We start from the raw sequence: 21,195 nt of genomic DNA, 5'->3' as shown, positions 1-21,195 counted from the left end.
TAGAATAATTGCCCGCTAGTAACCAGGGTTCTGTGTTAACACAGATTTTCCGTCTATAGTCTGTAGATCGATCTGTCGTTGCGGGATAGGATAGTACTCGTTTTTGCCTGTCTTGAAGCGCCCTCCTTCAACATCCGGAAGAATGGCTCCCTCATAATCGAAGAAAGCGTTGAGTTCTTCAGCAGCTTTTCCCCAACGTACCAGGTCGAAGAAACGGTGACCTTCGAGCGCCAGTTCGAGCTTACGCTCGAAGTAAATAGCTTCCAGCGCCGCATCTTTACCAAGCCCTGCAAAATAACCTGCCGGGTAAGGAGCTACATTGTAGTTAGCTGCCGGGTTATCAGTAAAGCCTTCTAAAGGCTCAGCTGGATCTACGTACGTGTGCACGATGTTCTCAGGTCTTGCAGCTCTGGCCCGAACCCTGTTCACATAATCCTGCGCCAGCGCCAGGTTACCCAGCTGCGCCTCGGCCTCAGCCGCCATCAGCAGCACATCAGCGAAGCGGATGATAAGCACGTTGATAGCAGAGCCGGGAGCCCATGAACTCTGGTCTGAAAAGGTATCCGCTGTGGACTGCCAGTAGATGAACTTCTTGGCAGAATACGGGCCGGCAGTGGACTGCTCACGAATCCAAGCTTGTCCCGGGTGAAGACCCCAGTCCAGGAAGGGGATGCCACGACGGCCTACTGTCCAGTCCAGGCGAGGATCTACTGGTTGCGTATCCGGTGTAAATGGCTTGTCAGAGGCTACTCCCTGGTCGGTCTTGAGCGGGTCAGCGTTGTAACTGTTTACCAGGGGCAGGCCCTGTGCTGTTGTCTGATAAGAGTTTGCCAGGTCCAGGGTAGGCTGGTAGAAACCGCAGCAGCGGAAAGGGCTGTTGTACGGAAAGTTCAGCATTAACCCCTGGTTGGCATTGGCGATGGTGTTGGTACCATCGTTTGCTACCATCTGCACAGCAAAAATCGACTCTTTGTTATTCTCAGCGCTGGCAGTCCAGTTGTCCTTGAACTTGTCCACAAGGCCATAGGTAAGCCCGTTGCTGGTAACACCCGATGTAATAACCTGATCAAACATACTCTTTGCCTCAGCATACTTGTGCTGATACAGGTAAGTTTTTCCCAGATAGGAGGCTGCCGCCCATTTATTCGCTCTGCCTACCTCTGCCTGTGTATTTGGCAGGTTGTCAAAAGCAAACTTGAAATCTGCCTCGATATTTGGCCAGATGTCCACGTTGTTCGGCTGGTTGAATTCGGTGGTTGTCTCATCAATCCAGGGCACCATGTTAAACATCTTCTTCAGCTCGAAGTAGTAGTGCCCGCGCAGGAAACGCGCCTCCGCTGCAATCCGCTGCTTGTCTGATTCCGATATGCCTTCTGCTACGGCTAGCACAGTCAGTACGGAGTTTGTACGGGAAATCCCCTCATACATTGCCCTCCACTTGAGGTTTATAAAGCCATTGCTCGGATCTATGTTAAAAGTCGCAATGGGGTTAATGGCAGGCTGGTCTGCACCATTACTGCCTTTATGCGCTTCCCCTCCGGCTACGCTACCATAAACCCAGTTAGTAGGGTCCACTTCCCAGTTGCCTATATCTATACCGTCAAGAGCGGCGTAGGCGCCAATCAGCAGTTTCTCTACACCCGCCTCGTTGGCCAGCACATCGTCACTCAGCGCGCCGATGGCAGGTTTATCCAGAAACTCATCATCGCAAGAGGTAAACAGCGGCAGAGTAGCCACCATTGCCCCGTAAATTATGTATTTAAACCTTTTTTTCATCTGTCAGAATATTAAAATAAAAACACTTTAGAAGGAAACATTTAAGCCCATCAAATACTGACGCATGTTCGGGTAATTACCCTCGTCTATACCAAAGGCGGTTGTGCCTCCTGAAATTTCAGGATCTATGCCAGAGTACTTTGTTATGGTAAACAGGTTAGCGGCCTGCACATACACTCTCAGACTTCCTATACCGTATTTACTTATCAAACCAGCTGGCAATGTATAGCCCAATTGCACGTTCTTCGCTCTCAGGTAAGAACCGTCCTCTACATAATAGGAGTTAGGAACGTTGGTCGTACTGAAGGAGCCTACGTTTTCCTGAATAGGAGCTATGGCATTGTGGTTTTCTTCAGTCCAGGAGTTATACACAGCAGTCTTACTTTTCGCACCCAGGAAGTTCGGGTAAAAATCTGTCCACCACTTCACCTGGTTCCATATCTCATTGCCCTGGCTACCATACAGGAACATGCTGAAATCAAAGTTCTTGTAAGTGGCTGCAATGTTCAGGCCATAGGTAAAGTCCGGGTTAGGGCTTCCCAGTATTGTTCGGTCGTCAGGGGTAATAAGACTATCGCCATTCACATCAGCATAACGGAAGCGGCCTACTGCTATGTCTGACTGGTATACAGCTCCAGTGTCTTTACGAGCTTCCTTTGCTAGTTCGTTGGCCTCCACAATTTCGGCCTCACTGTCCCAGAAGCCTTCAATCTGATAACCGAAGAAGGAACTCATAGCATCGCCAACCCGGTTGCGGATAATGTTGCTGCCATTAAAGCGGCGAGATTCCAGGTCAAAGTTCTGAGCGCCATTTGATATCTTCAGAATCTCGTTGTTATAGGTTGTGATAGTTCCGGTTATATCAAACCTCAGGTCTGAGGTTGCTTCTATATGCCCGGTTACAGCCACATCAAATCCTTTGTTCCGCATCTGGCCAATATTCACAAACGGCACTGTAGCAGCTCCGGCAGTACCCGGAAACTCCGGGTTAAACAGCAGGTCCTGTATCTCTTTCACGTAATAATCGGCTGTAACATCTATCTTGCCATTGAACAAGGTGGCATCAATACCTATGTTACTGTTTATGTTGGTTTCCCATTTAGCACCCGGGTAGCCGATACGGCTTTTTCTGAAGCCCTCCTGCGTGATACTGTTAGTACCATCAATGTCGTAGAAAGAAACACTCCTGCTTGAACCATACGTAGTGAAGGCATTATTTGGGTCCACGTTCAACTGGTTGCCCATTACACCATAGCCTCCGCGGATCTTCAGGTCTGTAATCCAGGCTACATCCTGCATAAAAGACTCCTCAGATATACGCCAGCCGGCACTTACCGCCGGAAATACGCCATAGCGGTTTTCTTCCCCGAAACGAGAAGAGCCATCGCGGCGAATAACCAGCCCCAATAGATATTTATCCATTAGGTTATAGTCTATTCGTCCGATTAAAGAGAAGAGTGCATCTTCGCCCCTGCTGCTATAATTTGTCGGTGTTCCTGACCCTGTGCTTAGTGTGGTAAAGTTTGGATCAAAAGAGAAGTAACCCTGCGTCGAGCCACCTACGTTGTTCCAGAAATTATTATAAGCCTCGGTTCCAACCACCACACTCAGATCATGTATGTCGTTGAAGGTGTTCTTATAGGACACTGTATTTGTCCAGGTCCAGTTGTAGCCATTGTTGGCACTCTGGTTGAACTGATTAAAGGTATTATTTTCCGCATTTTCATATTCCGGAAAATCAAAAGACCTGCCGGAACCACTGTACATCTCGCCCCCGAAGCTTGTACGGGCCGTAAAGTTGTTCAGGAAGTCTACTTCAGCGAACGCATTACCAAAGACGCGATTGCCCAACGAGTTGTTATTGCCGATTCTGGTAAGCTGCGCCACCGGGTTCCTGGCGTTCCCCAGTCCATTACCAAACGAGCCGGCAAAGTTATGCATGATATCGTACACCGGGATAATAGTTTGCTCACGATAAGCCATGTTGATAGGGTTTTCACCTCCGCCAATCTGCCGGTTATCAATAATGGAGTACGCCAGGTTCTCTCCTACGCGGATATTCTTGCTCACATTATAGGTACTGTTTGCCCGCACGGTATACCTCTTATAGTAGGTATTAATCAAGGCCCCCTGCTGATTAAAATAATTTGCCGAGAAGTAAAAATTTCCCATATCGCCGCCGCCACTTACAGCTACGTTATGGCTCTGAATAGGCGCCGGATCGAAAATTTCCTCAAACCAGTTGGTGCCCTCTTTGTTTGCCCGCACAATACGGTAGAAAGACCCGAGTTCTCCGCTGCCACCTGTATAAAAAGGATTTACGTTATAGAGAGAAGGATCTACTGCCGGATCGCCTTCCTTCAGGCCGGTATTATTACCCACAGCCAGGTAATCCGGGAGAACAGGAGTTGCACCTGTGCCATACAATGTCTGATTTGGTGCAACACGGAAGTTCAGCTCAGCCATTTCCTGCGGAGAAGCCAAATCCCACACATTCCCTTCCGGCGGCCTTTGCGTACCGTAATACCCGTCGTATTCTACCTTTACTTTCTCCTTGCCTCTTTTGGTAGTAATAATAATCACACCGTTAGCGGCACGGGAACCATAGATAGAAGCAGAACCGGCATCCTTCAGCACCTGCAGGGAGGCAATGTCGTTGGGGTTAATGTCATTAATATTCTGGGTAGGCACTCCATCCACCACATACAAGGGGCTGTTGTTGCCAAATGTGTTGAAGCCGCGTATCCTAACCTGCTGCGCCGCACCCGGCTGCCCGGAGCCCAGCACTGTTACACCCGCTGCCCGGCCCTGCAGCATGCTTGTCACCTGGGCTTCCGGCTGCTTGGTCATTTCGCTCACATCCACTACAGCCACGGCCCCTGTTAAATCCTTCTTTTCCTGCGTGGCATAACCCGTTACTACCACCTCCTGCAATGCCTGGGTATCAGTAGCAAGCGTTACATTAACAGTAGTCCGGTTGTTAATCGACACTTCCTGCGATTTGTACCCCAGAAAGGAAATAACCAGGGTGTTGCTGCCAGCCGGCACGCTAAGCGTAAAATTACCGTTCACATCCGTGGCGGTACCTATAGTAGTGCCTTTTACTACCACCGAGGCGCCCGGCACCCCCTGACCATCGTCACCGGTTACCCTCCCGCTAACTTCTGTTCCCTGCACCACAGCCGCTGCACTATAAGCGGTTGTGCCGAAAGTAGTGGTTCCGGCCTGGGCCGGACTCTGCGCTAAACACGCAGCTGCCACCAGAAGGGCGAGCACCTTCTTCTGTGGCAAAGTTCTCGAATGGCTGCTCTTGGCAAACATCCAAGCATTAAAGTAATTCTGTTTCATACGTTGTTGTTTGATGTTGGCATTGTTGTTTAATGTTGGGAAACTTTAATATAAATTGGCAATACTTACCCGGGTATAGTTTCACTTACCAATACTGTCAGCAATAACATCAGAGGGCTGGCAAGCTTCTACTCTTATATCAAAGCAAACAAGCCTTTAAGCCCTGAAGAACAATTTACTCCTGAAGCTACGGTGATTACTTACTAACCGGATTGTAGTCTCCAAATATTAGAATAAAAAATGATAAAATCCATTCATTATAAACTTTAATTACAAAAAATATTAAAATTTACAACAACACTCAGGCGAGAGATAAAAAGAAGCGCTAACTGAGAGATTTAAGACAAAAAACTTAGCCAACCTTAAATAATTAACTTATTTTTTTATAAAAGTCTTTGGAATTAAGAAATAATATATTCAATTTGAAGAAATTTACAGAAAGGGATGGGTTCATTGTTAACAGAAAGCCGCTATATCGAAAGCCTGACTACTATTGACCGGAAGAAGCATTTACAAAAGATTAAGATCATCAAACACCTGTATGTAAAGGGCGCAAAAACCAATACAGACTTATGCAGCCGTTTTAATATCAGTTCGCCAACTTCCATGGGGCTTTTGAATGAGTTGATGACCGAAGGCCTGGTAGAGAAACAGGGCCGCGGCAAATCTGTGGGCGGCCGCAAACCGGACCTGTATGGGCTTAAGGACAATTCGCTGTTCGTTCTGAGCATCGACATGGAGCGTTTTAAAACCAGAATAGCTATTTTTGATAATAACAACAATAATATCTCCGGTATTTATACTTATACTTTCCAGATTTCAAAGGATTTAAGCGCCATTGAACAGCTTTACACATACGCCAGCGATTTAATCGAGTCCTCCGGCATTAACCCGGATAAACTTATGGGCATCGGTATCAGCATGCCTGGCCTGGTTGCGGCCGGAGCGGGCACCAGCTATACTTATTTGCGCACGCAACAACAGGACGATACGCTGCAGCAAATACTGGAGCAGAAGTTCGAAAAGCCGGTTTACATCCAGAACGACGTAAAAAGCGCCACGTTAGCCGAATATCGCTTCGGACTGGCGCATAATAAAAAAGATGTGCTGGTAATTTCGATGGATTGGGGTATCGGCTTGGGTATTATCATGGATGGCAAACTGCGGAGCGGCACCTCCGGCTTTGCCGGTGAGTTTGGCCATATTCCGCTGGTAGAAGACGGCGCACTGTGCAGTTGCGGAAAGCGGGGCTGCCTGGAAACCGTGGCCTCGGGTATAGCGCTGGCACGCAAGGCCAAAGAAGGCATTAAGTCGGGCCAGAGTTCCCTGCTGAACAAGTTATCTGACCAGGAGATAGAGCAGATAGAGCCCGGCGTAATCATAGATGCCGCTAACCAGGGCGACCAGTATGCCATCAACATTTTAGCTGAAACGGGTATAAACCTGGGCAAGGGCATCGCCATCCTCATCCAGCTTTTTAACCCGGAACTAATTATTCTGGGCGGAAAGATTGCAGAGGCAGAACAGTACATCACCATACCTATACAGCAGTCTATCAACACTTACTGCATGACACAACTGCGCGAAACGACAAGTATAGCGCTGTCGGAGTTGGGTAAAGATGCAGGTATACTGGGGTCTGTGGCTACCGTGATGGAAAATATTTTTGAAAGCCAGATAGAACTGGCGCGCTAACGATTGGCAGATACTGTGAAGCGGCTGGGCAAGTATAAGCAAGAGAAAAAATATGACAGAGAACTAATAGCTTAGGGTATCACAAATAAATATTTTAGCCTTATCTAGTGTTCTTTTTTATCTCTACAATTCTGTGGCGACAATCCTTTTCAACAATAAACTATTAAACAACGAGCAATTAACCACTAAACAATCAGGCAATGCAACACTCTCTTTTGTCTGGCCACATACGATGAACTTAAATTATACTTTAATAAACTATGGCTCGATTAAATCTACTTGAAGAAACACGCTTCGAAAAACTTCCGGTAACGGTATACCCTGATGCGCATACAGCCTCAGTCAGGGTTGCCCGGCGCATAGCAGATCTTATCCGGGGCAAGCAGCAGGCTGGCGGGCACGCTGTTTTAGGTCTTGCCACGGGTGCTACGCCCATAGAAGTATATGCCGAACTGGTACGCATGCACCGCGAAGAAGGGCTTAGTTTCCGGAACGTTATCACTTTTAACCTCGACGAGTATTATCCCATGAGCCCGACAGCGCCGCAGAGCTATGTTACGTTCATGAAGGAGCACCTGTTCGACCACATCGATATCAAAAAGGAAAACATCCACATACCTGACGGTACACTCAGCCAAGAGGCCATTGCTGCTTACTGCCTGGACTACGAGCACAAAATAGGAGAATTAAACGGGCTGGATTTACAGATTTTAGGTATAGGCCGTACCGGCCACATCGGGTTTAACGAGCCTGGTTCAGCGCCCAACTCGGGTACCCGCCTCGTTACCCTTGATGATCTTACGCGCCGCGATGCCTCCCACGACTTTGGCGGTAAGGAAAACGTGCCTACCAAAGCCATTACCATGGGCATCGGCACCATCTTTAAAGCCCGCGAAATTATCCTGATGGCCTGGAGCGGCAAAAAAGCGCCTATCATTAAGAAAGCGGTAGAGGGCGAAATATCAAGCGAGGTACCTGCCACCTACCTGCAACTATCCGATAACGTAGAGTTCGTGCTCGATGCAGATGCCGCCGCAGAACTGACACGCTTTAACACGCCCTGGCTGGTAAAAGACTGCATTTGGGATGAGCAGCTTACTAAAAAAGCTGTTATCTGGCTATCTGATACCCTGAAGAAACCTATTCTGAAACTTACGGAAGAGGATTACAATACCCACGGCATGGCACAGCTGGCTACCGAAAAAGGGCCGGCTTACAACATCAACATCCACATTTTCAACAAGCTGCAGCACACGATCACGGGCTGGCCCGGCGGCAAACCCAACGCCGATGACTCGCAACGCCCGGAACGTGCCGAACCTGCCCGCAAGCGCATTATCATTTTCTCGCCGCACCCTGATGATGATGTTATCTCAATGGGCGGCACTTTTATGCGCCTCGTAGACCAGGGGCACGACGTGCACGTGGCTTACCAGACATCCGGCAACACGGCTGTATGGGACGACGATGTGCTGCGCTATATGGAGTTTGCCGTTGACTTTGACAAGAGCATTGGGGAAGACAGCTACCGCCTCCAGCGCATCTACGACGAAATGCGCAGCTTCGTGGAAACAAAACAGCCTAACCAGCCTGATACACAGGAAGTGCGCAACGTTAAAGCCTTTATCCGCAAAAGCGAAGCCATTGCAGGTGCACGCTACGCCGGCTTGGAAGATGATCATATCCACTTTATGGCATTGCCTTTTTATGAAACAGGCAAAACAAGGAAAAACTCTGTAACAGACGAGGATATAGAACTGACTATGGATTTGCTGCGCGAGGTAAAGCCGCACCAGGTATTTACGGCCGGCGATTTTGCCGACCCGCATGGCACCCATGTGGTTTGCTTCAGGATAGTACTGGAGGCCCTGCGCAGGCTCCGTGAAACAGAAAGCTGGGTGGATGACTGCTGGATATGGATGTACAGAGGCGCCTGGCACGAGTTTGAAACTTATGAAATAGAGATGGCCGTACCGCTGTCGCCACAGGAAGTGGAGCGCAAAAGAAATGCTATCTTTAAACACCAGTCGCAAAAAGACAGGCCCGTATTCCCGGGAGATGACGCGCGCGAGTTTTGGGTGCGGGCAGAAGAACGGAACCGCGAAACAGCTAAACGTTATGACGACCTGGGCCTGGCAGATTACGAGGCGATGGAAGCTTTTGTCAGGTATAGGTTCTAACCTTGAAAAAACTTAGGTTTATACTTATACCTTTTGCTTCGGCCATACCTATACTTGCAGTATGACCGGCAATGTAGCTGTAGCGGATATGGTAACAGAAACATGGGATGAGCTGCGGAAGCTGTAGCTCCTGATAAATACATATGAAAAACCAAAAGATTATTTGCGTAGACATCGGTGCAACCAAAATCCATGTAGGAGCCATACTGGATGGAACTATCGTAGCCGAGGTGCTCTTACCTACGCCGGCTCAGGCCGCTGAGGATTTTGTTTTAGCAGAAATAGCAAGTGGCATTGCACAGCTGATGGACGACCAGGTAGCAGGTATCGGCATCGGCGTGCCCGGCCTGGTGGACGATACAGCCGGCATTGTGTATGATGTTATCAACATCCCCTCTTGGAAAGAAGTACACCTGCAGCAGTACATGGCAGATCAGTTTGAGGTGCCTGTATACTTAACCAACGATGCGAATATATTTGTGCTGGGCGAGAAAGTATACGGCAAAGCAAAGGCCTACAAAAATGTGGTGGGCATCACGCTGGGTTCAGGTCTGGGTGCGGGCATTATTGCCAATGGCAACATGTATGCCGGTGCATTCTCGGGGGCAGGCGAGTTCGGCCACATTCCATACTTAGACGCAAATATTGAGTCGTATTGTGGCGGTGAGTTCTTTAGAAGCAAGTATGGCACAGAAGGAAGCACCCTGAAAAAACGTGCCGAAAAAGGCGATAAAGTAGCCTTAGAGGCATTTGAAGCCTATGGAGAGCACCTGGGCAACGTCATCAACCTGGTCTTGTATACACTCTCGCCGGAAGCTATTTTTCTGGGAGGCTCTATCAGCAAATCTTTCCCTCTTTTTGAAAAGGCCATGCGCAGGCGTGTGCAGGAGTTCCCTTTCAAACGCATAACGGAGCACCTGGTCATCGAGCCTTCCGCTCTCGACAATGCCGCACTCCGGGGCGCTGCGGCTCTTTTCCGGATGGCAAGCACCGCTAAAATGGCCTCCGTCTGATACGTCTATACTTTACTGAACAGCAGATAACCTAAACTTTAAACTATACTACTTAATCCGTAATTAGCATGGCACAAAAATCGTTAGTAACAGACCAAAAGGTACCTACAGCCTCACAGGGCGGGGGCGCTGTGCGCTCCATGCTGATTATCGGGGCACTCTTTTTTATATTCGGCTTTGTAACATGGCTCAACTCCGTGCTGATTCCATACCTGCGCATTGCCTGCGAACTCAACAACTTTGAATCGTACCTAGTGGCTTTTGCTTTTTATGTTGCTTACCTGGTGATGGCCATCCCATCGGCTTGGGTCTTAAAGAAGACAGGCTTCAAGAAAGGAATGTCAGTGGGGCTTGGCGTGATGGCCTTGGGCGCCCTTATCTTTATTCCGGCCGCCATGACGCGTACCTACCTCTTTTTCCTGATCGGCCTGTTTGTGCAGGGTACCGGCCTGGCTGTGCTGCAAACAGCCGTTAACCCGTACGTAACCATACTGGGCCCCCGCGAGAGTGCGGCAAAGCGCATCAGCATTATGGGTATTTGTAACAAAGTGGCCGGCGCACTCGCACCATTCATTCTGGGCGCGATTATATTAGATAATGCTGATGCGCTGATGGACAGCCTGGGCGGTATGAGCGCAGCACAGCAGGCAATAGAACTGGATGCCCTGGCCACGAAAGTGATCACCCCTTACCTGGTGATGGCGGGTGTGCTGGTGGTACTGGCAGTGTTGGTATCATTCTCGGCCCTGCCGGAGATAGACACCGACGAAGAAGACGAAACTGTCGCCTCGGCCAACACCAACAAGAGCAGCGTTTTCCAGTTCCCGCACGTGCTGCTGGGCGCCTTTACGCTTTTCCTGTACGTGGGCGTGGAAGTAATGGCAGGCGACACGGTTATCAGCTACGGGGCCTCCAAAGGAATTGATCTCGTGGATGCGAAAATCTTTACAACTTATACTATGATTGCCATGCTGGTAGGCTACGTCATCGGCATATTCGCCATACCAAAGTATATATCGCAGGCAAAGGCACTCCAAGTGTCGGCGGTATTGGGTATACTGCTCGCGCTTGTCGCCATTTTCTCTGAAGGTTATATGTCTGTTATGTGCATCTCGCTGCTGGGCCTGGCCAATGCCCTGATGTGGCCGGCTATATGGCCCCTGGCCATTGCAGACCTGGGCCGCTTCACCAAAATAGGCTCTTCGCTGCTCATTATGGGTATTGCCGGCGGGGCCGTGCTGCCGCTGCTGTATGGCTGGCTGGCCGACACCATTAACCCACAGCAGGCTTACTGGATTATGGTGCCCTGCTACCTCGTCATCTTATACTTTGCCACATCCGGGCACAAAATCAGGACATCACAACCGGTATCAGGCAGTCTTCCTTTATAATTTAATCCTCCTAAAAATCAGATTACATGAAGAAGTTAGTTTTCCTGTTTTTGCTACTGGCCCACATGGCGACAGCGCAGGATATTAATATTATTCCCAAGCCGGCCAATGTGCAGGTGAAACCGGGCAACTTTACCATCACCAAAAACACGGTAATAGCAGTAAAGGACAAAGACGACCGCGATGCTGCCAACTTCCTGAACGATTACCTGCAGCAGGTGTATGGCTTTAAACTGGACATTAAAAAGAAAGGAAAGAAAGACTACATCCGTTTCAGCACGCGCAAGCCATCAGGCGAGACAGCAAAAGATGCTTACACGTTAGATGTAACCAAAGATGGTGTGTCCATAGAAGGCGCTACACATGCCGGCACTTTTTACGGCCTGCAGTCCCTAATTCAGCTGCTGCCCGTTGAAAAGAACGCGGCATTGGTGATTCCGGCAGTAGCCATACAGGATGTGCCGCGCTTTGATTACCGGGGGATGCACCTGGATGTAGGCCGCCACATGTTCCCAATCTCCTTTATAAAGAAGTATATTGATTACCTGGCGCTGCACAAGATGAACTACTTCCACTGGCACCTGACCGAAGACCAGGGCTGGCGGCTTGAAATCAAAAAATATCCTAAGCTAACAGAAGTAGGCGCTTACCGCGACAGCACCATCATTGGCCGTTATCCCGGCACGGACGTTGACAGAACCCGTTACGGTGGTTTTTATACCCAGGACGAGGCCAGAGAGATTGTAAAATATGCCGCTGACAGACACATTACGGTAGTTCCGGAAATAGAAATGCCCGGCCATGCCAGTGCCGCTCTGGCTTCTTATCCATGGTTAGGCTGCCCCGGCACAGGTCCTTATAAAGTAGAAGGCACCTGGGGCGTTTTTGATGATGTATACTGTGCCGGTAAAGATTCTACCTTTATGTTTCTGCAGGATGTGATGGACGAGGTGCTGGCGATTTTCCCGTCTAAATACATCCACATCGGCGGCGACGAAAGCCCGAAAGCAAACTGGAAGACATGCCCGCTTTGCCAGAAAAGAATAGCAGAAGAAGGCCTGAAAGACGAGCATGAGTTGCAGAGTTACTTTATCCAGCGTATGGAGAAATACATCAACAGCAAAGGCCGCACCATTATCGGTTGGGATGAGATTCTGGAAGGCGGACTGGCTCCGAACGCTATTGTGATGAGCTGGCGCGGCGAAGCAGGCGGCATTGCCGCTGCCCAGCAACACCACAAGGTCATCATGACGCCCGGCTCGCATGTATACCTTGACCATGCCCAGAGCGCCCGCGAAGACTCCGTTACCATTGGTGGCTATACAAGTGTAGAAAAAACCTACAGCTACGAGCCCGTACCCAAAGAACTAACGCCGGAGCAGGCAAAGTATGTAATGGGCGCCCAAGGCAATGTATGGACAGAATACATGAGCAACCCGGCGAAAGTAGAATACCAGATTTTCCCGAGGATGAGCGCCCTAAGCGAAGCACTGTGGACAGCACCGGAAAAGAAGGACTGGCATGATTTCGAAAGAAGGCTGCTCACCCAGTTTAAACGCTATGATCTATGGGACGCTGCCTACAGCAACGCTTATTACGACATCAATGCAGATGTTTTGCCCACAGCAGACCACCAGGGCATCACTGTAAAGTTTGATGCAAAAGAGGATCTGGGTAAACTGGTTTATACCATCAAAGGCAAGCAGGCCGAAACAGGCTATACAGCCCCGCTTGTGTTAAACCAGACCTCGCAGGTAACGGGTTTGTACTATAAGGATGGCAAATTAGTAGATTCGCTAACTGTGAAGCTGGACTTTAGCAAAGCCACCGGAAAAGAAATTACGCTCAGCACGCCGCCCTCCGAGACATTCGCAGGCAAAGGTGCTTTTACGCTGAACAATGGCATCATCAGCAAAAGTGGCGGCCGCGGCCCCGAAACACTCGGCTACGAAGGCGGCAACGTGGAGGCTACGATAGATCTGGGAACAGCACAACAGATCAACAACGTGGTGGTGCACGCCCTTAATTCAGGCGGCACCTACGTATACCCGCCAAAAGCCGTGGAAGTATACGGCTCTGCCGACGGCAAAACGTTTAAGCCGCTAGGCGCTGCCGATTCTGTGTCGCAGGTAGAAGGCCCTAAGGCAATTATGAAAGTAGACTTTGCTCCTGCCACCATACGCTTCGTGAAAGTGGCCGTAAAAAACACGCAAACCGTGCCGGAAGGCAAGCGGGGCGCCGGCGAAAAAGCATGGCTGTTTCTGGATGAGATTGAGGTAAACTAAAGCAGATAAAGAAACAGCTCCTGGACTTCTGATTTACCATTCATTATCCGGTAAGGAAATATTGAAGGTATAGAGGAACTTTGTCAGGCGGTTCCCACAAGTATAAAAAGGCCTCTCAGCAATACGCTGAGAGGCCTTTTTATACTTAGCTCCTGCATTTAATTCTGTATTCTGATTTACATAACTCAAGTTGCGGTTTACAGGAATGGGTTAATATCTGATTTTGATAGCCCACCGCTGGTAAATCGCAACTTGAGTTTTATAGTATAGCAGGCTTAGGCAAGCGCCTCTTCCTGTAGGGCAAACTGGTTCCGATAGTGAATCAACTCATTCAATAATTCCTGGTTTACGCCCATCTTCTGGTGATCGGATATAAGCGCATTCCAGGTATTAAAAATCTTCCACATCTGGTTGTTCTCGGCAGTTGCTACTTCCTGTGGCGTCATGCCGCGTTCGTAAAAACTCTGTAGTTCCAGATCTTCCTCGCGCATGGGCACCTGTACTGTCTGCGAGTTGCTGGTAAGCACCACAATCAGTTCCCGTATTTTATTTTCCTTCGTTTTTAAGAAGAAATATCGCGCAACAGCCTGTTGTTGCGGAGATGTGTTTTTGTTCATGATAATAAAATATACTGCTCTTAAAGAATTCTCAAAATTTATCCTGCTGATAAAAATATTTTTACTGATGCTATACCTATAGCATGGAATTCTATGTTTTAATCATCGCCTTTGGAAAAGACAACCCTTCGGTAAGTGTAAATCTTACAATTATACCTTGTTCGCATTAAATTCTTTTGCTAAACGTTTACCTTCCGTATAGATAATTCAGCTTCTGCCTAAGGGCCGTTCACCCATGGATTGCGTATACCTACATACAACACAAAGAGTTTTCTGTTATCGAAATATCTTCTAAAAATGAAATATTTTATATATTAAATATACTCATTATCTATACTTTTACTGTCTCGGTGGTGCATGCTGTCTTTTGTGCAGGATTTTTATTAATTTTGCAGTTATATCTTTTACCTTAAATTCTGATAATCATGGGAATGTATCCTGAATATATGGTTGCTCCTATCCGCGAGGATCTGACCTCTGCCGGTTTTGAGCAATTAACCACACCTGAAGAAGTGGAGCAAGCCTTAAAAGCCGAGGGAACTGTGTTGCTGGCTGTAAACTCTGTATGCGGTTGCGCAGCCTCTAAAGCCCGCCCGGCCCTAAAAATGGCCGTAGCCGCTACCGACAAGCGCCCTGAAAAACTGGTAACCGTATTTGCCGGCATGGAGCAGGACGCCGTGGCCGCTGCGCGCGAGCACATGTTGCCCTATCCGCCCTCATCCCCATCTATTGCCCTGTTTAAAAACGGCGAGCTGGTGCACATGATTGAGCGTTATCACATTGAAGGCAACGAACTGCACCGCATTGTCGACAACCTGCAAGGCGCTTTCGAGGCGTATTGCTAAACAGGCAAAGTATAAAAGAGAAAAGGCCGGTAAATTTACCGGCCTTTTCTCTTTTATACTTATACGCAAGGTTTATACCTGTGCTTTATACTGTATACCTATACCAGGCGGGCAGGTTTCAGGTCGAAACCAATGTCATGGCGGTAGTAACGACCTTTCCAACTAATGGCTTCGGCGGCAGCGTTTGCTTTGGCCAGCGCCGCCTCCTGGCTGTCTGCCAGGGCGGTAACGGCAATCACGCGACCGCCGCTGCTCACTAACTTCCCTTCCTCCATCCTGGTACCCGCATGAAATACCAGTACATCTGCCGGCACCTGCTCCAGGCCGCTTATCTCTTTGCCTTTTTCAAAGCCTTCGGGGTAGCCGCCCGACACCAGGAATACGGTAGCTGCTGTGCGCGGATCTACCTCCAATTCAAACTCGCCCAGCTTGTGATCGTGCAGCGCCCTGAACAGCTCAAACAAATCAGACTTTATGCGCGGCAGTATGGCTTCTGTTTCCGGATCGCCGAGGCGCACGTTGTACTCTATCACGTAAGGCTCGCCGTTCACGTTCATCAGCCCGATAAACAGGAAGCCTGAGAAATCCATCTTTTCCTGCTGCATGCCGCGCAGGGTCGGCATTATTACGCGCTCTTTTACCCGATCCATAAAGGCGGCATCAACAAACGGCACCGGCGAAATGGCGCCCATCCCGCCGGTATTCAGGCCGGTGTCACCTTCGCCAATGCGCTTGTAATCTTTCGCCTCCGGCAGCAGCACGTATTCTTTGCCGTCGGTAAGTATAAATACCGATACTTCAATGCCGTGCAGATACTCTTCTATCACTACCTTGCTGCTGGCGTTGCCAAACCGCTTGTTGCGGAGCAAATCTTCCAGCGCATCAACAGCCTCTTCAAAATCCTGGGCGATGATTACGCCTTTACCGGCTGCCAGGCCATCGGCTTTGATAACAGCCGGATACGAATGCGTACGCAGGTAGGCCGTGGCTTCCCTGAAAGTGGCTTCCGTAAACGTCTGATAACGTGCCGTGGGGATATTATACTTCTGCAAAAACGTTTTGCAGAAATCTTTGCTGCCTTCCAGCATGGCGCCTGCCTTCTTCGGACCGACTACCAGAATATGTTTCAGATACTCCGAACCCTGAAAAAAATCGTGGATGCCTTCTACCAGCGCGTGTTCCTGCCCTACTACCAGCATCATGATGTTAAAGTCGCAGGCAAATTTTGCCAGTTCGTTAAAGTCATGTATGTCGATGCTGGCATTGGTGCCGAAGGCTGCTGTGCCGGCATTGCCGGGGGCCACAAAAACCTGCTCACAGTATTGGCTTTGGCGCAGTTTCCAGGCAATGGCGTGCTCTCGGGCTCCGGATCCGATAATCAGAACGTTCATGGTTTGGGTTGTTAATGGCTGATTATTAATTGTTGTGCTCTGCTGTTGTGTACAGAACGTTGCTGCGAAGTTATAAATTTATACTTGCTCTCGCAGCACAAAGTATGTTTTATACTTTGCCCAAAAATAAAAATCGCTGCCTTTCGTGCAGCGATTTTTATTTTTGCTGATAAAAAAACAGCCTTTAAACTACTAAACAGCTTAATTAGCGTACTCCGACAGGAACTTGATACGCATCAGGCGCAGATCCTCTTCGGTATAATCATCCGCCCCCAGTTCCTGCTGGGCCACAGCAATGTTATCGGTGCTGGCGTGCATAAAATAGTCATAAATTTCTTCCTGACGCTCCTGATCCAGCACATTGTTGATGTAGTAGTTCAGGTTAAGTTTGGTGCCGGAATAGCAGATATGCTCAATTTCCTCGATCAGCTCCTGCATTGTCAAATCTTTAGAGGCTGCCAGTTCTTCCAGATCTACTTTTTTGTCTATCTGCTGAATGATGTAAATCTTTATCTTCGACTTGTTTACTGTGGTTTTCACCACTACGTCTGCCGCCGTTACAATATCATTCTCCTCTACATACTTGCTGATGAGATCCAGGAAGGGCTTACCAAACTTCTGCACCTTGCCCATTCCCACACCGGCAATATGGGCCAGGTCTTCTTTGGTAGTAGGGTATACGGTGGCCATTTCCTTTAGCGACGGGTCCTGGAACAGGACGTATGGCGGCAGGCCTTTTTCCTTTGCCATTTTTTTGCGCAGGCCTTTCAGCAGGTCAAACAAGGCTTCGTCGTGGCCTGCAGCGGCTTGTGTTTCTTCCTTCTCTGCGTCTTCCTTTACTTCCTGCTCGTAGTTATGGTCTTTTGTGAGCTGTATAGGATGCGGCTGCGCGATAAAGTCACGGCCCTTCTGCGTTAGCTTCACAATTCCGAAATTCTCGATATCTTTTTCCAGGTATTCAGACAACAGCACCTGGCGCAGTACCGAGCTCCAGAACTGGGCATCATGCTCTTTTCCGGCGCCGAACACCTCCAGTTGGTCATGATCATAGCTGGTCGTATACTGGTTGCGCAAGCCTGTCAGCACTGCCGTCAGGTGCTCTATACTAAAGCGCTCACCAGTTTGCTGCACCGCCTTTAAGGCCAGCTGTGCCTCGTTCTGCGCCTCAAAGCGCTCTTTGGGATGCAGGCAGTTGTCGCAGAAACCGCAATCCTTCTCGTAGGCTTCGCCAAAATAATGCAGCAACTGCTTGCGTCGGCACACCGCTGAGTCAGCGTAAGAGGCCATTTCCTGCAGCAGCAGCTTGGAGTTGTCGCGCTCCGTTACAGGTTTATCTTTGTTGAATTTTTCGAGCTTGATAATGTCATCATAACTGTAGAACATCAGGCAGTTGCCCTCCAGCCCATCGCGGCCCGCACGTCCGGTTTCCTGGTAGTAGCCCTCCACCGACTTTGGCGTATCATAGTGGATAACAAAGCGCACGTCCGGCTTGTCGATGCCCATGCCAAAGGCAATGGTGGCTACAATCACATCGCAGTCCTCGTTCAGAAACGCGTCCTGGTTGTTCATGCGCACCTGTGCGTCGAGGCCGGCATGGTAAGGCAGCGCCTTTACATCGTTCACGCGCAGCAGTTCGGCAATTTCTTCCACCTTTTTGCGACTCAGGCAGTATACTACGCCGCTCTTGCCCTTATGCTTTTTCACATACTGGATGAGCTGCTTTTTGGTATTGTGCTTGGGGCGCACCTCATAGTATAAGTTGGTGCGGTTAAAAGACGATTTAAATACCGAGGCCTCGTCCATCTGCAGGTTGCGCTGGATGTCGAGCTGTACTTTGGGCGTGGCGGTGGCGGTAAGCGCAATAATGGGCAAATTACCGATCTGATCGATGATGCCCCGGATGCGGCGGTACTCCGGCCGGAAATCGTGCCCCCATTCTGAGATACAGTGCGCCTCGTCGATGGCCACAAAGGTAATGTTGGAGTTGCGGAGGAATTCAATGGTGTCTTCTTTGGTAAGCGACTCCGGCGCCACATACAGCAGCTTTACCTCCCCGGCAAGCGTTTCTTTTTTTACCTTGTTTATCTCAGCCTTCGAAAGTGTAGAGTTCAGGAACTGCGCGTTCACACCAAAAGCGTTCAGCTGATCTACCTGGTTCTTCATCAGGGCAATAAGGGGCGATATAACGATGGCTGTGCCCGGAAGTGACAACGCCGGCAACTGGTAACACAGCGACTTGCCCGCGCCCGTCGGCATAATCACAAAGGTGTTTTTGCCATTAATGATGTTGTTTATTATCAACTCCTGGTTGCCCCTGAATTGACTATAGCCAAAAACTTCCTTTAATTTGTTCTTGAGATTGACCTCTTGTTTAACTGACATGTAATCCTGCAAAAAATATTCTGGTTGCAACGTACCCGTTCAAGGCACATTTATACAAATTTAATTTGAATCTACTTAATAACATCATTCAAACTGCAAAAAATGTCTTGCAATTAGAAGCTGAAGCCATCGCCAGACTGGCAGATCTGGTTGACGAGAATTTTGAAGGCTGTGTCAACGCTATTTTGCAGAGCAAAGGCCGCGTCGTTGTTACCGGTATTGGTAAGAGCGCCAACATTGCTTCCAAAATTGTAGCCACGCTTAACTCTACGGGCACACCCGCCATTTTTATGCACGCCGCCGATGCCATACATGGCGATTTGGGTATGATACAACCCGACGACTTCGTTATCTGCATCTCCAAAAGCGGCAACACACCCGAAATTAAGGTTCTGGTTCCGCTACTGAAGCGCAAAGGCTCCAAACTGGCTGCCATGGTCTCCAGCACCGATTCTTACCTGGCCCAGTGTGCCGATTTTATACTTAACGCCCATATAGAGCGCGAAGCCTGTCCGCATAACCTGGCGCCTACCACCAGCACTACCGCTGCCCTTGCCCTAGGCGATGCACTGGCAGTCTGCCTGCTGGAAGCCCGGGGCTTTAGTACTGCCGACTTTGCCGGGCTGCACCCGGGCGGTTCGCTGGGCAAGCGTTTATACCTGACGGTAGGTGACATCTACCGGCAGAATGAGGCTCCAAATGTAAAAGAAAACGCTACGCTGAAAGAAATTATTATAGAAATCTCCTCGAAGCGCCTCGGAGCCACCGCGGTGGTACAGGATGGCACCAGCCATTTAGTAGGCATTATAACCGACGGCGATCTGCGCCGTATGCTCAACAAGTTTGATTCCATTGACGGCATTCGCGCTTCCGACATCATGACTCCTGCCCCGCTCACCATTTCACCCGATCAGTATGCGGCAGAAGCGCTGGCTATTATGCAAGATAAAACTATAACGCAGCTTATTGTTACAGAATCTGGTAATTTTGCCGGTTTTATACACTTACACGATTTATTAAAAGAAGGACTCGTTTAATTACCATGGATAAAAATACCTATGTAGTTATTATGGCGGGCGGTATCGGAAGTCGCTTCTGGCCATTCAGCCGCACCAACTATCCCAAGCAATTTCACGACGTGCTCGGCATCGGCGAAAGTATGCTGCAAATGACTGCCCGACGCTTCGCGCATATCTGTCCGCCGGAGAATGTGTTTGTGGTGACCAACAAGGACTATGAAGCCCTGGTAAAAGAGCAGCTCCCCCAACTGAGCGACAACCAGGTACTGTTGGAGCCTGTTGGCCGCAACACGGCACCATGCGTGGCTTACGCCTCCTATAAAATCGCGCAACTCAACCCTGACGCCAAACTGGTTGTAGCGCCCTCAGACCATGTGGTGTTGAAAGAGCGGGAGTTCGAAGACGTGATTATTGAAGCCGTGGCCGCTGCAGCCAAAGACGATGTGCTTTTAACGCTGGGTATTACGCCAAGCCGCCCCGATACGGGCTATGGATACATCCAGTACATCGGCGACGAGTCGCAGCGTATCAAAAAGGTGAAGACCTTTACTGAAAAGCCAAATCTGGAACTGGCGCAAATGTTTTTGGAGAGCGGCGACTTTGTCTGGAACTCAGGCATTTTTATCTGGAGCGTACAAAGTATCCTGAGAGCTTTCCGCCAGTACCTGCCCGAGATTTCCGAGGTTTTTGAGGAAGGCAGTGCTGTTCTGAACACTGCCAAAGAGCAGAATTTTATTACCCGCGCATACTCACAGTGCCGCAACGTATCGATAGACTATGGCATTATGGAGAAAGTGGACAATGTGTATGTGTTGCTTGCCGATATCGGCTGGTCGGACCTGGGCACCTGGAAATCGCTTTATACTATTAATGAGAAAGACGAGAACGGGAATGTAGTAGATGGCGAAGTGCTGCTCTATGACACGAAGAACTGCATCGTAAAAACACCTAAAGAACGCTTGGTGGTACTGCAGGGCCTAGAAGATTACATTGTAGCCGAGTATGATAATGTACTGATGATCTGCAAAATAGAGGAAGAGCAGAAAGTAAAAGAGTTTATGGCAGATGCCAAATCCAAAAAAGGCACAGAGTATATTTAATCCGGGTAATTCAGGCAAAGGAATTTTCGACAAATGAAGAAAAGAAAGGGAGAAGGAGTTACTCAAAGCTCCTTCTCCCTTTTTTATACTTCGCTGGTGCGAGCTAGTAGCTCGTATTTGTGCACATACAGGGAAAAGCACGAAGAAGTATAA

Annotated in this window: 13 protein-coding genes; 8 read left to right on the top strand and 5 right to left on the bottom strand. The window is 49.0% G+C overall.

Translation table 11 applies throughout. From position 1 onward, the window contains the following. Positions 1-15: 15 nt before the first annotated feature. Both I2I11_RS03220 and I2I11_RS03215 read right to left on the bottom strand, forming a co-directional pair. The gene (locus I2I11_RS03220; protein WP_196266198.1) at positions 16-1,776 is read right to left on the bottom strand and encodes a RagB/SusD family nutrient uptake outer membrane protein; all 1,761 of its coding nucleotides are present in this window, start codon (positions 1,774-1,776) and stop codon (positions 16-18) included. Positions 1,777-1,803: 27 nt separating this feature from the next. After that, entirely contained in the window at positions 1,804-5,124 is a 3,321-nt protein-coding gene (locus I2I11_RS03215) for a SusC/RagA family TonB-linked outer membrane protein (protein WP_230679857.1), read from the bottom strand. A 444-nt stretch (positions 5,125-5,568) separates the two neighbouring features. Between I2I11_RS03215 and I2I11_RS03210 the strand changes: the two genes are divergently transcribed. The 5 genes from I2I11_RS03210 to I2I11_RS03190 all read left to right on the top strand — a co-directional run bounded on the left by I2I11_RS03210 (position 5,569) and on the right by I2I11_RS03190 (position 13,688). After that, positions 5,569-6,819: an ROK family protein gene (locus tag I2I11_RS03210; protein ID WP_196266197.1), complete on the top strand. Its 1,251-nt coding sequence runs from the start codon at positions 5,569-5,571 to the stop codon at positions 6,817-6,819. A gap of 260 nt (positions 6,820-7,079) precedes the next feature. Further along, on the top strand, positions 7,080-8,999 hold the full coding sequence (gene nagB / locus I2I11_RS03205) for a glucosamine-6-phosphate deaminase (protein ID WP_196266196.1): 1,920 nt from the start codon (positions 7,080-7,082) through the stop codon (positions 8,997-8,999). A 143-nt stretch (positions 9,000-9,142) separates the two neighbouring features. Continuing rightward, positions 9,143-10,012, top strand: coding sequence for an ROK family protein (locus I2I11_RS03200; RefSeq protein WP_196266195.1), 870 nt, complete (start codon positions 9,143-9,145; stop codon positions 10,010-10,012). Positions 10,013-10,080: 68 nt separating this feature from the next. Next, positions 10,081-11,403, top strand: a complete 1,323-nt coding sequence (locus tag I2I11_RS03195) for a sugar MFS transporter (protein ID WP_196266194.1) — start codon at positions 10,081-10,083, stop codon at positions 11,401-11,403. Positions 11,404-11,429: 26 nt separating this feature from the next. Then, on the top strand, positions 11,430-13,688 hold the full coding sequence (locus tag I2I11_RS03190) for a glycoside hydrolase family 20 protein (protein ID WP_196266193.1): 2,259 nt from the start codon (positions 11,430-11,432) through the stop codon (positions 13,686-13,688). 275 nt (positions 13,689-13,963) lie between these two features. Here the strand turns inward: I2I11_RS03190 and I2I11_RS03185 are convergent, their stop codons facing one another. Next, positions 13,964-14,305, bottom strand: a complete 342-nt coding sequence (locus I2I11_RS03185; protein ID WP_196266192.1) for a hypothetical protein — start codon at positions 14,303-14,305, stop codon at positions 13,964-13,966. A 431-nt stretch (positions 14,306-14,736) separates the two neighbouring features. Here I2I11_RS03185 and I2I11_RS03180 point away from each other — a divergent pair, with 431 nt between their 5' ends. Then, positions 14,737-15,150, top strand: a complete 414-nt coding sequence (locus I2I11_RS03180) for a BrxA/BrxB family bacilliredoxin (protein ID WP_304608339.1) — start codon at positions 14,737-14,739, stop codon at positions 15,148-15,150. Between the two features lie 98 nt (positions 15,151-15,248). On the opposite strand, the gene purD is transcribed toward I2I11_RS03180, so the two are convergent. Both purD and recQ read right to left on the bottom strand, forming a co-directional pair. After that, positions 15,249-16,541: a phosphoribosylamine--glycine ligase gene (gene purD / locus I2I11_RS03175; RefSeq protein ID WP_196266190.1), complete on the bottom strand. Its 1,293-nt coding sequence runs from the start codon at positions 16,539-16,541 to the stop codon at positions 15,249-15,251. A 201-nt stretch (positions 16,542-16,742) separates the two neighbouring features. Next, positions 16,743-18,923, bottom strand: coding sequence for a DNA helicase RecQ (gene recQ / locus I2I11_RS03170; protein WP_196266189.1), 2,181 nt, complete (start codon positions 18,921-18,923; stop codon positions 16,743-16,745). A gap of 65 nt (positions 18,924-18,988) precedes the next feature. Here recQ and I2I11_RS03165 point away from each other — a divergent pair, with 65 nt between their 5' ends. Then, on the top strand, positions 18,989-19,960 hold the full coding sequence (locus I2I11_RS03165) for a KpsF/GutQ family sugar-phosphate isomerase (RefSeq protein ID WP_196266188.1): 972 nt from the start codon (positions 18,989-18,991) through the stop codon (positions 19,958-19,960). Between the two features lie 5 nt (positions 19,961-19,965). Then, positions 19,966-21,042 carry a mannose-1-phosphate guanylyltransferase gene (locus I2I11_RS03160; protein WP_196266187.1) on the top strand — a complete coding sequence of 359 codons (1,077 nt, stop codon included), beginning with the start codon at positions 19,966-19,968 and terminating at the stop codon, positions 21,040-21,042. The last annotated feature ends 153 nt before the right edge of the window (positions 21,043-21,195 follow it).

Origin of the sequence: Pontibacter rufus (genome assembly GCF_015694705.1) — a bacterium.
In the GTDB taxonomy this organism is placed as follows: domain Bacteria; phylum Bacteroidota; class Bacteroidia; order Cytophagales; family Hymenobacteraceae; genus Pontibacter; species Pontibacter rufus.
Note: the sequence above shows the minus strand (reverse complement) of the source record. Positions and strands in the feature narration are given on the sequence as shown.

Bases quoted from the DNA above. Each gene is read 5' to 3' on its own strand.
- I2I11_RS03220 (WP_196266198.1), bottom strand. From the start codon at position 1,776: ATGAAAAAAAGGTTTAAATACATAATTTACGGGGCAATGGTGGCTACT.
- I2I11_RS03215 (WP_230679857.1), bottom strand. From the start codon at position 5,124: ATGAAACAGAATTACTTTAATGCTTGGATGTTTGCCAAGAGCAGCCAT.
- I2I11_RS03210 (WP_196266197.1), top strand. From the start codon at position 5,569: ATGGGTTCATTGTTAACAGAAAGCCGCTATATCGAAAGCCTGACTACT.
- nagB (WP_196266196.1), top strand. From the start codon at position 7,080: ATGGCTCGATTAAATCTACTTGAAGAAACACGCTTCGAAAAACTTCCG.
- I2I11_RS03200 (WP_196266195.1), top strand. From the start codon at position 9,143: ATGAAAAACCAAAAGATTATTTGCGTAGACATCGGTGCAACCAAAATC.
- I2I11_RS03195 (WP_196266194.1), top strand. From the start codon at position 10,081: ATGGCACAAAAATCGTTAGTAACAGACCAAAAGGTACCTACAGCCTCA.
- I2I11_RS03190 (WP_196266193.1), top strand. From the start codon at position 11,430: ATGAAGAAGTTAGTTTTCCTGTTTTTGCTACTGGCCCACATGGCGACA.
- I2I11_RS03185 (WP_196266192.1), bottom strand. From the start codon at position 14,305: ATGAACAAAAACACATCTCCGCAACAACAGGCTGTTGCGCGATATTTC.
- I2I11_RS03180 (WP_304608339.1), top strand. From the start codon at position 14,737: ATGTATCCTGAATATATGGTTGCTCCTATCCGCGAGGATCTGACCTCT.
- purD (WP_196266190.1), bottom strand. From the start codon at position 16,541: ATGAACGTTCTGATTATCGGATCCGGAGCCCGAGAGCACGCCATTGCC.
- recQ (WP_196266189.1), bottom strand. From the start codon at position 18,923: ATGTCAGTTAAACAAGAGGTCAATCTCAAGAACAAATTAAAGGAAGTT.
- I2I11_RS03160 (WP_196266187.1), top strand. From the start codon at position 19,966: ATGGATAAAAATACCTATGTAGTTATTATGGCGGGCGGTATCGGAAGT.